The 13,722-nt window shown below is 55.1% G+C and carries 12 protein-coding genes and 1 pseudogene; 7 read left to right on the forward strand and 6 right to left on the reverse strand.

The annotated features are described in order from the left end of the window. A complete protein-coding gene (mscK, locus tag B8P98_RS21330) occupies window positions 1-3,348 on the reverse strand; it encodes a mechanosensitive channel MscK (RefSeq protein WP_095033401.1) in 3,348 nt (1,115 codons plus the stop codon). Between the two features lie 127 nt (window positions 3,349-3,475). Further along, on the reverse strand, window positions 3,476-4,126 hold the full coding sequence (gene acrR / locus B8P98_RS21335) for a multidrug efflux transporter transcriptional repressor AcrR (RefSeq protein ID WP_080896997.1): 651 nt from the start codon (window positions 4,124-4,126) through the stop codon (window positions 3,476-3,478). A gap of 142 nt (window positions 4,127-4,268) precedes the next feature. Here acrR and acrA point away from each other — a divergent pair, with 142 nt between their 5' ends. From acrA to maa, 5 genes are all read left to right on the forward strand, one after another. Beyond that, window positions 4,269-5,462, forward strand: coding sequence for a multidrug efflux RND transporter periplasmic adaptor subunit AcrA (gene acrA / locus B8P98_RS21340; RefSeq protein ID WP_025710694.1), 1,194 nt, complete (start codon window positions 4,269-4,271; stop codon window positions 5,460-5,462). A 22-nt stretch (window positions 5,463-5,484) separates the two neighbouring features. Beyond that, a complete protein-coding gene (gene acrB, locus B8P98_RS21345; protein WP_025710693.1) occupies window positions 5,485-8,631 on the forward strand; it encodes a multidrug efflux RND transporter permease subunit AcrB in 3,147 nt (1,048 codons plus the stop codon). Window positions 8,632-9,115: 484 nt separating this feature from the next. Next, window positions 9,116-9,490 carry an Hha toxicity modulator TomB gene (gene tomB, locus B8P98_RS21350; protein ID WP_025710692.1) on the forward strand — a complete coding sequence of 125 codons (375 nt, stop codon included), beginning with the start codon at window positions 9,116-9,118 and terminating at the stop codon, window positions 9,488-9,490. Between the two features lie 26 nt (window positions 9,491-9,516). Next, entirely contained in the window at window positions 9,517-9,735 is a 219-nt protein-coding gene (locus B8P98_RS21355; protein WP_002892050.1) for an HHA domain-containing protein, read from the forward strand. 157 nt (window positions 9,736-9,892) lie between these two features. Beyond that, a complete protein-coding gene (gene maa, locus B8P98_RS21360) occupies window positions 9,893-10,459 on the forward strand; it encodes a maltose O-acetyltransferase (RefSeq protein WP_025710691.1) in 567 nt (188 codons plus the stop codon). Here the strand turns inward: maa and B8P98_RS31150 are convergent. Further along, a pseudogene (locus B8P98_RS31150) lies at window positions 10,431-10,559 on the reverse strand (hypothetical protein); the annotation flags it as partial. The gene maa and the pseudogene B8P98_RS31150 overlap by 29 nt on opposite strands. A 36-nt stretch (window positions 10,560-10,595) precedes the next feature. On the opposite strand from B8P98_RS31150, the gene B8P98_RS21365 reads away from it, so the two are divergent. Next, the gene (locus B8P98_RS21365; protein ID WP_025710690.1) at window positions 10,596-11,066 is read left to right on the forward strand and encodes a YlaC family protein; all 471 of its coding nucleotides are present in this window, start codon (window positions 10,596-10,598) and stop codon (window positions 11,064-11,066) included. On the opposite strand, the gene pdxR is transcribed toward B8P98_RS21365, so the two are convergent. After that, window positions 11,041-12,492, reverse strand: coding sequence for a MocR-like pyridoxine biosynthesis transcription factor PdxR (gene pdxR / locus B8P98_RS21370; protein ID WP_080924892.1), 1,452 nt, complete (start codon window positions 12,490-12,492; stop codon window positions 11,041-11,043). The two genes, B8P98_RS21365 and pdxR, sit on opposite strands and share 26 nt — an antisense overlap. A gap of 100 nt (window positions 12,493-12,592) precedes the next feature. On the opposite strand from pdxR, the gene B8P98_RS21375 reads away from it, so the two are divergent. Next, entirely contained in the window at window positions 12,593-13,291 is a 699-nt protein-coding gene (locus tag B8P98_RS21375) for a GNAT family N-acetyltransferase (protein ID WP_025710688.1), read from the forward strand. Here the strand turns inward: B8P98_RS21375 and ykgO are convergent. Both ykgO and B8P98_RS21385 read right to left on the reverse strand, forming a co-directional pair. Next, window positions 13,288-13,428, reverse strand: coding sequence for a type B 50S ribosomal protein L36 (gene ykgO, locus B8P98_RS21380; protein ID WP_025710687.1), 141 nt, complete (start codon window positions 13,426-13,428; stop codon window positions 13,288-13,290). The two genes, B8P98_RS21375 and ykgO, sit on opposite strands and share 4 nt — an antisense overlap. Then, window positions 13,428-13,691: a type B 50S ribosomal protein L31 gene (locus tag B8P98_RS21385; protein ID WP_080924893.1), complete on the reverse strand. Its 264-nt coding sequence runs from the start codon at window positions 13,689-13,691 to the stop codon at window positions 13,428-13,430. Before B8P98_RS21385 ends, ykgO begins: the two co-directional genes overlap by 1 nt. Window positions 13,692-13,722: the final 31 nt, after the last annotated feature.

The raw sequence follows: 13,722 nt of genomic DNA on the forward strand, positions 1-13,722 counted from the left end.
TTAAGATGCAACGGAGGGCGCCAGATCGTCGCCTTTCCCGTCCCGCTTCACTTCCGTGACTTCATCACCTTTTTCATTGCGCAGATGAACTTCCAGCTGGTTAAAGGCAATGTTGATGTCATTCTCCCGGCACAGGCGGTCAATGGCACGGTTGAGTTCATCCACGGTGTAGCTGCGATCGCGCAGTTCACGAACATACAAACGCAGTTCATGATCCAGCGTACTGGCCCCGAAGGTGGTGAAGAAAACCGCAGGCGCCGGCTCCTGCATCACTTTCGGATGATCGTGCGCGGCCTTCAGCAGCACCTCTTTCACTTTATCCAGATCGGAGCCATAGGCGACGCCAAGGCGGATCACCACGCGAGTCACAGTGTCGGAGAGCGACCAGTTGATCAAGCGCTCGGTAACAAACGCTTTGTTCGGGATGATCACCTCTTTGCGATCAAAATCGGTGATGGTAGTGGCGCGAATACGGATTTTGCTTACCGTCCCCGAGAAGGTCCCGATAGTCACCGTATCCCCAATGCGCACCGGACGTTCGAACAGAATAATCAGGCCGGAGACGAAGTTACCGAAGATCTCCTGCAAACCAAAACCTAAACCAACCGACAGGGCAGCCGCCAGCCATTGCAGTTTATCCCAGGAGACGCCCAGCGCCCCGAATACCGTCATCGCGCCGATAGCGATAATCGCATAGTTGAGAATAGTGGTGATGGCGTAGGAGGTTCCCTGACGCATGTTGAGCCGCGACAGAACCAGCACCTCCAGCAAACCCGGCAGGTTGCGGATTAGCGCCCAGGCGACCATTGACGCCACAATAGCGAACAACAGGCTGCCCATCGTGACGCTGCGCACCACGCTGGCCCCCGCTTCGGTGCCGTTGTAGTGCCAGAGGGTAATGCTGTCGAGGTAGGCGAAAACGGTGATCAAATCAGACCAAATCGCCCAGAACATCACCGCGAACAGCGCGACCATCACCAGCATGGTGATGCGCAGCGTCTGCTGGTTGACCTGCTCGAGAGCGATGGTCGGCTCCTCCTGCGGCTCGGCGCCTTCCGCGCCTTCCTTCACCAGGTGCTGACGGCGCGCCAGCGCCCGGCGCCAGGCGATACGCCGCGCCGCCACGCTCAGGCCGCGCAGCACGGTCTGGTACAGCAGGTTCCAGATCATCACCAGATAGACGGTCTCGATCCAGCGTCCCGCCAGACGCAGCGTGGTGTAGAAGTAGCCGGTCGCCGTCAGCACCATCAGGGCTACCGGGACGATAGACAACACCGTGATCGTCAGCAGGCGCAGGCTGTGTGATTCTTTATCACGCCAGCTTTCCCGGCACATCGGCCAGACCAGCACGGCAATCAGCAGCAGATTGAAGAAAATCACAAACTGCCCCAGCACGTCGTCCATCAGGTTCAGTGGCGACAGCTCGGAAATCACCGACCAGAAATTCAGCGGCAGCAACGCGAGGCTGACGCGAACAATTTGTCGCCGCCAGTGGCTGGTCAACTGCGCAGGCATATTGAAGTGGCTGACCGCCACGCCGTTCTTTTCCAGCACTTTCCAGCACAGGCCAAAGACCAGCCAGAACATGGCCAGCTTTTTACTGTACGCCCACAGCAAACCGCTGATATTAAGCTGCATGGTGAGTAAGATCAGGCCAATCGCCAAAATCACCAGCACCACCGGTAAGGCCCGAATCAGGTCGATCAGGATCGCCTTTGGCGTATGCAGCTGGGTATCATTGCGCAGTTGCCCCACCTGGGAAGCCAGCTTAGCCTGATAATCCTTCAGCCACTGCAGACGCCAGCGGATCAGTCCGGCAATCAGCAGCAGTGGTAAACCGGCCAGGAAAGCGATAAACACCGCGGGCCACGCTTTTTCCCAGTTCACGGTGATTTTCATCGCCTTAAACTGACCTTTCAGCGCTTCCGGGAAGGCCTTAATCCACTCCCAGTCCATCGGTTTATTACTGTTTACCCAGAAAATTTGCTGGGTCAGAATTTCCTTCAGGCTGCTCGAGACGCTCATCAGCTGTTGCTGGTTGATCTGCAGATTGATGGCCATCATCAGCTGGTTCCCCAGCTGTTTGTTGAACTGGTCGAGCAGTTCACGACGCATATCGATCACTTCCAGCAGCGCGTCGTGCACTTCATCGTTTACTTCGCTGCTGTGCCCCTCTTCCAGTTTGGCGACAAAGGCATCGCTCTGGAACAGCGCGTCGCGCTGCTGGTTCACCTCAAACTGTTCGAGCCGCAGGTCGGCGATACGGTTCGTCATATCCTGCAGTTCGTCCGCCGACGGTAATGTTTGTTGCTGCTGGTAAAGAATGCGCGACAGTAGCAGGCTCCCCCGCAGAACAGAAATTTGCTCTTTGATATCTCGCTCAGACTGCAGCGCACGGTCGAGCCAGTTCTTCACCTGAATATTGCGCTGCACCAGCTGGTTACCGTTCTCTGTTGCCTGGATCAGCTTCTCGCTGAGCTGATGGTTAATATCCAGCTCTTGTTTGACCAGCGGATTGGCCTGAATGCGCGCCGTTTCATCCGGGGTCACCGCCTCCTGGGCCGTTTTTTCGGTCAGCGTCAGCCGCTTGCTGTTTACCGCCTCCTGCAGCAGCTGCAGCTGATGCTCCAGCCGGTTGCTCCAGGCGGTGACGTAGTCACGCTGTTTCTGCAGGGTATCCTGCAGGACGGTGTTGCCTTCAAGGCTCTTACGCTGCTGTTCGATCTGCGCGTTGAGCAATGCCTGCTGGGCCAGGAGCAGCGATTGCTGGGAGGGACGCAAGGTCTCCTCCCCCACCGAGGTGCCATTCAGTCGATTGCGGATCTGCTGCAGCTGCTGAGAGGCGCTGTACATGGCGTTCTGCACCCGTTCTGGTTGCGTTTGCAGAGAGACCAGTTGACTGTTGTAGGTCGCCAAATCGTTTTGCGCATTCTGCAGATCGTCCAGCGTCTGGGTGACGCGCGACTCCAGTTGCCGCAAAGAGAGCGTACTCAGCGTTTTGCGCGTGGCGTCATCGTTAGGAACGTCGCTCAAATTGTTAAGGTTATCTACCGCCTGGCGCAGCTTCGCTGGCGCCTGCTCGACCTGCTGGCGCAGCTGCGTCGTCTCGCTTTTGACTCGCTCGATTTTATCCAGCGTTTCCAGCGTTTGGGTCAAATCCTGCTGGACCAGTTTGTCCTGCGGCGTCAGTTCTTTTTGTTTATTTAACGTGTTGAGCTGGCTCTGCACGTCCGCCCGATCAGGAATGTCCGCGGCGCGGGCCTGGCCTGAGCTGAAAAAGCCCATGAAACAGAACAGAGTGATGATAAAGATGAACGTGGCGCGTTGCCTGGAGATCGTGTGCAGCATAGTAATATGAATGAATGCAAATGCCGGAGTATACCGGGGGTCGTCGCAAGCGCGCAGAATAGCACTTCTCTTCCCTGACGAATAGCGGCGGACGGCGCTAAAAATTCACGTCCATCCGCACACGCTACTACGCGGACAGACTCTCCGGGCCACGTAGCGTAGGACAGTATTGATACATTTCCAGCAGAATCGCGACATAGTCACGCGCCTCCGCATGCAGGTCGAACGAGTCGGGGGCAAACAACCAGTTTTCCATCAGTCCAGAGAGATAGCTGCGCATTAACACGGCCGCCCGCCGGGTGAGCAAATTAGCGGGCAACAGCTTCGCGGCGATGCACTCTTTTAAGGTCTGCTCGATACGCTCATAGCTCGCCAGGGAGAGTTGCCGCTGGGCCTGCTGCACCACGGTCATCTCACCGACAAATTCACATTTATGAAAGATAATCTCCATCATCAACCGGCGGCGCTCTTCTGTCACCGTCGCTTCAAGAACATAGACTAATATCTCCCTGATAACTGAGAGTGGATCGTTAGGGAATTTTGCCCGATACTCAGTTTCGAGATCGCTAATACTGGCGTCTGACAGCTCCCAAATTTCATTGAATAGATCTGACTTATTCTTGAAATGCCAGTAGATAGCTCCCCTCGTTACACCTGCAGCTTTTGCAATTGTTGCCAACGAGGTAGATGATACGCCTTGCTGCGAAAACAGACGCAGAGCAACATCCAGAATCAGTTGCCGGGTCTCACGTGCCTGTTGTTTGGTTTTTCGTGCCATAGGTTAATGACTTTACAGAGGTTACGTTTACATACATTTGTGAATGTATGTACCATAGCATGACCATAATAGAAAGACTGTAGTGGGTTTGTGGTTGTTTGAGCCACTGAACATTTTGAAATTGGACACTCGAGGTTTACATATGAACAAAAACAGAGGGTTAACGCCTCTGGCGGTCGTTCTGATGCTCTCAGGCAGCTTAGCGCTAACAGGATGTGACGACAAACCGGCTCAACAGGGAGCCCAGCATATGCCGGAAGTCGGTATTGTGACGCTCAAATCCGCACCTCTACAAATAACCACCGAACTGCCAGGCCGCACCAGCGCCTATCGCATTGCGGAAGTCCGTCCTCAGGTCAGTGGCATTATTTTGAAACGTAACTTCGTTGAAGGTAGCGATATCCAGGCCGGCGTCTCCCTGTATCAGATCGATCCCGCCACCTATCAGGCCAGCTATGACAGCGCCAAAGGCGACCTGGCAAAAGCCCAGGCGGCGGCGAACATGGATCAACTGACGGTCAAGCGTTATCAGAAACTGTTAGGCACTAAATATATCAGTCAACAAGACTACGATACCGCCGTTGCGACAGCACAGCAGAGCAATGCGGCCGTGGTGGCAGCAAAAGCGGCTGTTGAAACCGCGCGCATCAATCTGGCCTACACCAAAGTCACTTCACCTATTAGCGGCCGTATTGGTAAATCCGCCGTGACCGAAGGGGCGCTGGTGCAGAATGGTCAGTCGACCGCGCTGGCAACCGTTCAGCAACTGGACCCGATCTATGTTGACGTCACCCAGTCGAGCAACGATTTCCTGCGCCTGAAACAGGAGCTGGCCGACGGCCGCCTGAAACAGGAAAACGGTAAAGCTAAAGTCGAGCTGGTGACTAACGACGGTGTTAAATACCCGCAGGGCGGTACGCTGGAATTCTCGGATGTGACTGTCGATCAGACCACTGGTTCTATCACATTGCGCGCTATTTTCCCGAACCCGGACCACACCCTGTTACCTGGGATGTTTGTGCGTGCGCGGCTGGAAGAAGGTGTCAACCCTGACGCACTGCTTGTGCCGCAGCAGGGTGTGACCCGTACTCCTCGTGGCGACGCCAGCGTCATGGTGGTAGGCGAAGGCGATAAAGTCGAAGTTCGCCAGGTCACCGCTACCCAGGCTATTGGCGATAAATGGCTGGTGACAGAAGGTCTGAAAACCGGCGATCGCGTTATCGTCACCGGCCTGCAAAAAATCAAACCAGGCGTGCAGGTAAAAGCGCAGGAAGTAGCTTCTGATGACAAACAGCAAGCCGCAGGCAACGCGCCATCAGAACAAACCAAGTCTTAACTTAAACAGGAGCCGTTAAGACATGCCTAATTTCTTTATCGATCGCCCCATATTTGCATGGGTGATCGCCATCATCATCATGCTGGCTGGGGGATTATCGATCCTCAAATTGCCGGTAGCGCAATATCCGACGATTGCGCCGCCAGCAATTTCCATTACCGCCATGTACCCCGGTGCTGACGCCGAAACCGTGCAGAACACCGTGACTCAGGTTATCGAACAGAATATGAACGGTATCGACCACCTGATGTACATGTCCTCAAATGGCGACTCCACCGGTACGGCGACCATCACCCTGACCTTCGAATCCGGCACCGATCCGGATATCGCCCAGGTCCAGGTACAGAACAAGCTGGCGCTGGCGACGCCCCTGCTGCCACAAGAAGTACAGCAGCAAGGGATTAGCGTTGAGAAAGCGTCCAGCAGCTTCCTGATGGTTGTCGGCGTTATTAACACCAACGGCACCATGAACCAGGACGATATTTCGGACTACGTGGCGGCCAACATGAAGGACCCGATCAGCCGTACCAGCGGCGTCGGTGACGTTCAGCTGTTCGGTTCCCAGTACGCGATGCGTATCTGGATGGACCCGAACAAACTGAACAACTTCCAGCTGACGCCGGTGGACGTGATCAGCGCGCTGAAAGCGCAGAACGCCCAGGTGGCCGCGGGTCAGTTAGGCGGTACGCCGCCGGTGAAAGGCCAGCAGCTTAACGCCTCGATCATCGCGCAAACCCGTCTGACCAATACCGAAGAGTTTGGCAACATTCTGCTGAAGGTGAACCAGGACGGTTCCCAGGTTCGTCTGCGTGATGTCGCCAAAATTGAACTGGGCGGCGAAAGCTATGATGTGGTGGCGAAGTTTAACGGCCAGCCGGCATCCGGTCTGGGTATTAAACTGGCTACCGGCGCGAACGCGCTGGATACCGCCAACGCTATCCGCGCTGAACTGGCGAAGATGGAGCCGTTTTTCCCATCGGGCCTGAAAATCGTTTACCCGTACGACACCACCCCGTTCGTGAAAATCTCTATTCACGAAGTGGTTAAAACGCTGGTGGAAGCGATCATCCTGGTGTTCCTGGTTATGTATCTGTTCCTGCAGAACTTCCGCGCCACGCTGATCCCAACCATCGCGGTACCGGTAGTCCTGTTAGGTACCTTTGCGGTCCTGGCGGCATTCGGCTTCTCAATAAACACCCTGACGATGTTCGGGATGGTACTCGCCATCGGCCTGTTGGTGGATGACGCCATCGTGGTGGTCGAGAACGTCGAGCGTGTAATGGCGGAAGAAGGCCTGCCGCCGAAAGAAGCAACACGTAAATCGATGGGGCAGATTCAGGGCGCGCTGGTCGGTATCGCCATGGTGCTGTCGGCGGTATTTATCCCAATGGCATTCTTCGGCGGTTCAACCGGGGCTATCTATCGTCAGTTCTCCATCACCATCGTTTCCGCGATGGCGCTGTCGGTACTGGTAGCGTTGATCCTGACGCCGGCGCTGTGCGCCACGATGCTGAAACCTATTCAGAAAGGCAGCCATGGCGCAACCACCGGTTTCTTCGGCTGGTTTAACCGCATGTTCGATAAGAGCACGCACCATTACACCGATAGCGTAGGCAACATTCTGCGCAGCACCGGTCGTTATCTGCTGCTGTATCTGATCATCGTAGTAGGCATGGCCTGGCTGTTCGTGCGTCTGCCGAGCTCCTTCCTGCCGGACGAGGACCAGGGGGTATTCCTGAGTATGGCGCAGTTGCCTGCTGGCGCGACCCAGGAACGTACGCAGAAAGTGCTGGATGAGATGACGAACTACTATCTCACCAAAGAGAAGGATAACGTGGAATCCGTGTTTGCGGTTAACGGCTTCGGTTTCGCCGGTCGTGGCCAGAACACCGGTATCGCGTTCGTCTCGCTGAAAGACTGGAGCCAGCGTCCGGGCGAGGAAAACAAAGTTGAAGCGATTACCGGCCGGGCGATGGGCTACTTCTCGCAGATTAAAGATGCGATGGTGTTCGCCTTTAACCTGCCGGCTATCGTTGAACTGGGTACCGCGACCGGCTTTGACTTCCAGCTCATTGACCAGGGCGGTCTGGGCCACGAAAAACTGACTCAAGCGCGTAACCAGCTGTTTGGCATGGTGGCTCAGCACCCTGACGTGCTGACCGGCGTGCGTCCTAACGGCCTGGAAGATACGCCGCAGTTCAAAGTCGATATCGATCAGGAAAAAGCCCAGGCGCTGGGCGTCTCCATCAGCGACATCAACACCACGCTGGGCGCGGCCTGGGGCGGAAGCTATGTCAACGACTTTATCGACCGCGGTCGCGTGAAAAAAGTGTACATCATGTCTGAAGCGAAATACCGTATGCTGCCGGAAGACATCGGCAAGTGGTATGTTCGCGGTAGTGATGGCCAGATGGTGCCGTTCTCCGCCTTCTCGACCTCGCGTTGGGAATACGGCTCGCCGCGTCTGGAACGTTACAACGGTCTGCCATCGCTGGAAATTCTCGGCCAGGCAGCGCCAGGCAAGAGTACCGGTGAAGCGATGGCGCTGATGGAAGAGCTGGCGGGTAAGCTGCCATCAGGTATCGGCTACGACTGGACCGGGATGTCTTATCAGGAACGACTGTCCGGCAACCAGGCCCCCGCCCTGTATGCCATCTCGCTGATTGTTGTCTTCCTGTGTCTGGCGGCCCTGTACGAGAGCTGGTCGATTCCATTCTCGGTTATGCTGGTTGTACCGTTGGGTGTGGTCGGTGCGCTGTTAGCCGCCACCTTCCGCGGGTTAACCAATGACGTTTACTTCCAGGTGGGTCTGCTGACGACCATCGGCCTGTCGGCGAAGAACGCGATATTGATCGTTGAATTCGCCAAAGACCTGATGGAGAAAGAAGGCAAAGGGCTGATTGAGGCGACGCTTGAAGCAGTACGTATGCGTCTGCGTCCAATCCTGATGACCTCCCTGGCGTTTATCCTCGGGGTAATGCCGTTGGTTATCAGCTCCGGTGCCGGCTCCGGCGCGCAGAACGCCGTTGGTACAGGCGTAATGGGCGGGATGGTGACTGCGACGATTCTGGCCATCTTCTTCGTGCCGGTGTTCTTCGTGGTGGTTCGCCGCCGCTTTAGCAAGAAATCGGAAGATATTGAGCACAGCCATCAGGTTGAGCATCATTAATCATCAATCCTGAACAAAGGGCCGCCATCGCGGCCCTTTTTTTGTCTGCCTGCCACAGGGCACATATTGCCATTGTTTATTTTTCGTGCTGCATTTAATATATATACATATGTTCCAGGCTGTTTTTATCAGATTGCTCAGCATTCAGGTTCAACATACGTACTTTTACCAGGAATAATCCTAATATCATTGTCAGTGGTCGGCGGTTTCTGAACGCGACAGCTGCCAGCCTTAAGCCAATGATTGATAAGACTTCTCTATTTTTCAGGTCTGGTACCGAAATCGAGGAAATTAATTCGTCTATTTTTAAGATAATTTCTCCCTGATAATTGTAATTTTTCGTAATAGCACGATGAAATCTTTTGGAGAGTGGATTATAGTTAAATCAGCAGGATTACTCAGTTAGTGCCAGGTCAGTTAGTCGTGTTCATCCCACAACGGTGTTTGTTAGTCGTCGTTTAAACCACTCAAAAGGGGATGCGTTATGGACGAATACTCGCCAAAAAGACATGATATAGCACAGCTACGCTTTCTCTGCGAAACGCTGTATCATGACTGTCTTGCAAACCTGGAAGAGAGCAACCATGGGTGGGTTAACGACCCGACATCGGCTGTCAATCTTCAGTTAAATGAATTGATCGAGCACATTGCCACGTTCGCGCTTAATTATAAAATTAAGTATGCCGAGGATAATAAACTGATCGATCAAGTTGACGAATATCTGGACGATACTTTCACATTGTTCAGTAACTACGGCATTAACTCCTCGGATTTGCAGAAGTGGAAAAAATCCGGTAATCGACTATTTCGTTGCTTTGTCAACGCCAGCCGGGAAAACCCGGCCAGTCTTTCGTGTTAGAATTATTACAATCAAAAGGTGGAATTATGTCTGATAAGCCATTAACTAAAACAGACTATTTGATGCGCTTACGCCGTTGCCAGACAATTGACACGCTGGAGCGCGTCATCGAAAAAAATAAATATGAACTGTCTGATAATGAACTGGCGGTATTTTACTCAGCAGCCGATCATCGTCTGGCTGAACTGACGATGAATAAGCTCTACGATAAGATCCCGACGTCGGTCTGGAAATTTATCCGTTAATTGTTGTGCAGAGCGAGGTCTATTGTCGAGGTGACAATCCCCGCATCTGCAGGGTATCTTTGTGATAGTACTCACATTTTTCCTTTTACAGCGAGCCTGTAACCGGTTTCTTTTTTATACTGCTATGGTGATAAAGAATCAGGTATAAGGAAATTCCATGAGTGAAGAAAAACGCAAAATGATCGCTGGTGAGCTCTATTTATCTGGCGACCCTACCCTCTGCGCCGATCGTCTGCGGGCCAGACATCTGCTGCATCGTTATAATCATTCTTCTCCGGATGCACAGCAAGAGCGTCAGTATATTCTGGCCGAATTGTTCGGTCGCGCCGGCGATGCATATATCGAGCCGAGCTTTCGCTGCGATTACGGCTACAATATCTTTCTCGGTTCCCATTTTTACGCCAATTTCGACTGCGTGATGCTGGACGTCTGTCCCATCCACATTGGAGATAACTGTATGCTGGCGCCGGGAGTCCATATTTATACCGCCACCCACCCCCTCGATGCCGATGCTCGTAACAGTGGTCAGGAATACGGTAAGCCCGTCACCATTGGTCATAACGTGTGGATCGGCGGCCGGGCGGTGATTAACCCCGGGGTAACCATTGGCGACAATGCGGTTATCGCCTCCGGCGCGGTCGTCACCAAAGATGTTCCGGCCTTTGCTGTCGTTGGCGGTAATCCGGCGCAGATCATCAAGCGGCTTCCGCAGCCAAATACGTAACTGTTATGCTTTTCTGTAACCGATCTGTTACTTTCACCCCGGAATATTGCAACATAAAATAGCCTTCAGGCTGAGCCTGCTATGCCCGGTCCGCCGGGCGCTCGTTGTTGGCTCATGGCAGAATTCGGGGACCAAGATGACAGAAATACAACGCCTGCTGACTCACACCATTGACGAACTCAACGTTCAGGAAAAACGCGATAATCGCCCGCGTTTTAGTATCAGTTTTATCCGCAACCATCCCGGGCTGTTTGTTGCCATGTATGCCGCGTTTCTGGCGACGCTGGTGGTCATGCTACGCTCTGAAACGCTGGTAGACTCGGTGTGGTTGCTGGTGGTGCTGTTCATCCTGTTCAACGCCTTTTTCTTCTTTGACGTCTATCCTCGCTATCGTTATGAGGATATCGATGTCCTCGATTTTCGCGTGTGCTACAACGGGGAATGGTACAACACCCGCTTTGTCCCCCGACAGCTGATCGATCGCATTCTTCAGTCGCCGGACGTCGATAGCGAGCAGAAGGCGCAGCTCAAAAAAATGGTCGCCACCAAAGGCGAGCTCTCCTTCTACGATGTCTTTACCCTCACCCGCGCCGGTGCTGCGCAATAAGGCGATTTAGCGTCCGTAGCGCCAGGAGATAGCGAGAAGCAGAGGTATTGCCATACCCAAGCACCAGTCCGCTCCGCGCTCGCTGCGGGTCGAGATAGAAATGACTTAACGCGGCAGGCGCCAGTTGAAACTGCCGCGCCTGCTGCGCCAGCATTCGGTCATTGACGCCCTCCATAGCGACCGTCAGATGCATCCCTCCTCCTCCGCCGAGAACCTCACACGGCACGGTGATCTCTTGCGCCAGCGCTTCGCGCAGCTGTTGTTGACGTTTGCGGTACAAACGGCGCATGGCCGCCAGATGGCGCGCATAGTGCCCCTTCTCAATAAACCTGGCCAGCGCGCGCTGTTCGGTACGGTGTCCGCCACGCAGCAGTGCGCCGATTACCGCCTGAGCAGCATCCGCCAGCGCGGACGGCATGACCATGAAGCCAATACGCAGCGCCGGAAAAAGCGTTTTGCTGAAGGTGCCGAGATACACCACCGGAGCGTCAGGGACCATCCCCAACATCGCCGGGATCGGTTCTCCGCTATGGCGAAACTCGCTGTCATAGTCATCTTCCACAATCCATGCCCCGTGCAGGCGGGCATACTCCACCAGCGCCAGACGTCGCGCAGCGCTCATGACGCTCCCGAGGGGATACTGATGAGAGGGAGAGGTGAAGATCAGCCGGGGCGGCTCCGCGACGCTGTCTGCTATTTGCATCCCTTCATCATCGACGGCCATCCCGCTGACCCGCAGCCCCGCCCGCAGGAAGACACTCCTGGCCCCCACATAACCCGGCTCTTCCACCCATACGCTATCGCCCGGGCTGGTCAGCAGTGAAGTACATAAATTAACGCCTTCCAGCGCCCCCTCGGTAATGACAATTTGCCGAATATCACAGCGGATCCCCCGGGAGAGCGCCAGATGGCGAGCGATAGCCTCCCGCAGCAGGGGGTCGCCTGCCGCCTCGCCATAGCCCAGCAGCGCGCTACCCTCGTCGCGTAAGACGTTATCCATCAGCCGCCGCCATAGCGGCAACGGGAAATAGTTCACCGCCGGCATGCCAGGGGTAAACAGCAGCGTCGGAGAGTCGCGGCGCATTGCGGCTGGCAGCCCCTGCAGCCGCTCAGGCAGCACGACGGGCGGCACCTTCATCGACTCTTCGCGGCAGGCGGCGAGCGGTACCACCTGCGTCCCCTGACGGCTCCGCGTCAGATAACCTTCCAGCGCCAGCTGCTCCAGTGCGGCATTGACCGTATTGCGCGACAGCTGCAGGTATCCGGCAATAACCCGCGAGCCGGGCAAACGGCAGCAGGCCGCCAGTGTTCCCTGCAGGATGGCATTGCGCAATGTGTGGTACAGCGCACGCTGCAGAGTTTCATCCTCACGCTGCCGTAACCCCTGCGCCAGCAACGCAAAAAATGCCTCGTCCGGTATATTCATTTCGCCTCCTCGTGGCCCCATAAAAACATACTCTGATGGCTCTTTTTATGGAACCAGCTAGCGCGTACGCTGCCAGCAAATCCCTGATGAGGAAACCGTAATGTGTGAATACAATCAGTTTGGACAGGCGCTCGGCGCCGCACTGCCTGACTGGCAACCGCGCCCCTGGCCGTCACGACAGGTATTGCAGGGTAGCCGCTGCCGCCTGGAACCACTGACCCCCGCCCATGCCAGCGATCTGTTTGCGGCCCACCAGCTGGCGCCTGACGCCCGCAGCTGGACCTGGCTGCTGCGTGAGCCAGAGAGCAGTCTCGCTGAATTTAGTGCCTGGGTAACGCAGGTGGCCACGCTGGCGGATCCGATCCATTTTGCCGTCGTTGACCAACAACACGGGAAAGCGATCGGCTCGCTGGCGTTAATGCGTATCGATGCCGCCCACGGCGTGGTCGAGGTGGGGCATGTGCATTTTTCGCCGTTATTAAGTCGGACCGCCATGGCGACCGAAGCGCACTGGCTGTTGATGCAGTATGTCTTCGACACGCTTGGCTACCGGCGCTATGAATGGAAATGCAACAGTCTTAATATCCCCTCAGCCCGGGCGGCAAGGCGGCTGGGGTTTCAGTACGAAGGACGTTTTCGCCAGGCGCTGGTGAGCAAAGGACACAACCGGGACACGGACTGGTTTTCGGTAATAGACGGCGAATGGCCGCAGCTGGATAACGCCATGCGGCAATGGCTGGCCGTCGACAATTTTACCGCCGACGGCCAGCAGCGCCGTCCCCTGGAGAGTTTCCGTTAACGACGTTTTTTACGCCCCTGTACCGCTTTGAAGCGGGGGTTACTCTTACAGATCACATACAGCCGCCCTTTGCGCTTGACCAGCTGGCAATCAGGGTGGCGCTGTTTGGCGCGGCGTAATGAGTTGACGACCTGCATCATGCTTTCCTTTTGGCATCAATAAAGCCGCCGAAACGCTGGCGGAAACGGGCTGCACTGCCTTCACTGGCGAACGTTTTTTGTTTGCCCGTGTAGTACGGATGCGATTTCGAGGAGACGTCGATCGTCACATACGGAAATGTTTCGCCATCGAGCTCAATCACGCGATCGGTGCGAATAGTTGATCCGACTTTAAAATACTCATTCGCGCTGGTGTCGTGAAACACCACCGTACGATAGGGAGGATGAATATGGGCTTTCATGATGACCTCTTTATTACGTTATAACATAACA

The sequence above is a fragment of the Klebsiella quasivariicola genome (assembly GCF_002269255.1).
Taxonomy (GTDB): Bacteria; Pseudomonadota; Gammaproteobacteria; order Enterobacterales; family Enterobacteriaceae; genus Klebsiella; species Klebsiella quasivariicola.

Excerpts from the sequence above, each read along its gene's own strand:
- mscK (WP_095033401.1), bottom strand. The coding sequence starts at position 3,348 with ATGCTGCACACGATCTCCAGGCAACGCGCCACGTTCATCTTTATCATC.
- acrR (WP_080896997.1), bottom strand. The coding sequence starts at position 4,126 with ATGGCACGAAAAACCAAACAACAGGCACGTGAGACCCGGCAACTGATT.
- pdxR (WP_080924892.1), bottom strand. The coding sequence starts at position 12,492 with ATGAATATACCGGACGAGGCATTTTTTGCGTTGCTGGCGCAGGGGTTA.
- ykgO (WP_025710687.1), bottom strand. The coding sequence starts at position 13,428 with ATGCAGGTCGTCAACTCATTACGCCGCGCCAAACAGCGCCACCCTGAT.
- acrB (WP_025710693.1), top strand. The coding sequence starts at position 5,485 with ATGCCTAATTTCTTTATCGATCGCCCCATATTTGCATGGGTGATCGCC.
- B8P98_RS21355 (WP_002892050.1), top strand. The coding sequence starts at position 9,517 with ATGTCTGATAAGCCATTAACTAAAACAGACTATTTGATGCGCTTACGC.
- acrA (WP_025710694.1), top strand. The coding sequence starts at position 4,269 with ATGAACAAAAACAGAGGGTTAACGCCTCTGGCGGTCGTTCTGATGCTC.
- maa (WP_025710691.1), top strand. The coding sequence starts at position 9,893 with ATGAGTGAAGAAAAACGCAAAATGATCGCTGGTGAGCTCTATTTATCT.
- B8P98_RS21365 (WP_025710690.1), top strand. The coding sequence starts at position 10,596 with ATGACAGAAATACAACGCCTGCTGACTCACACCATTGACGAACTCAAC.
- B8P98_RS21375 (WP_025710688.1), top strand. The coding sequence starts at position 12,593 with ATGTGTGAATACAATCAGTTTGGACAGGCGCTCGGCGCCGCACTGCCT.
- B8P98_RS21385 (WP_080924893.1), bottom strand. The coding sequence starts at position 13,691 with ATGAAAGCCCATATTCATCCTCCCTATCGTACGGTGGTGTTTCACGAC.
- tomB (WP_025710692.1), top strand. The coding sequence starts at position 9,116 with ATGGACGAATACTCGCCAAAAAGACATGATATAGCACAGCTACGCTTT.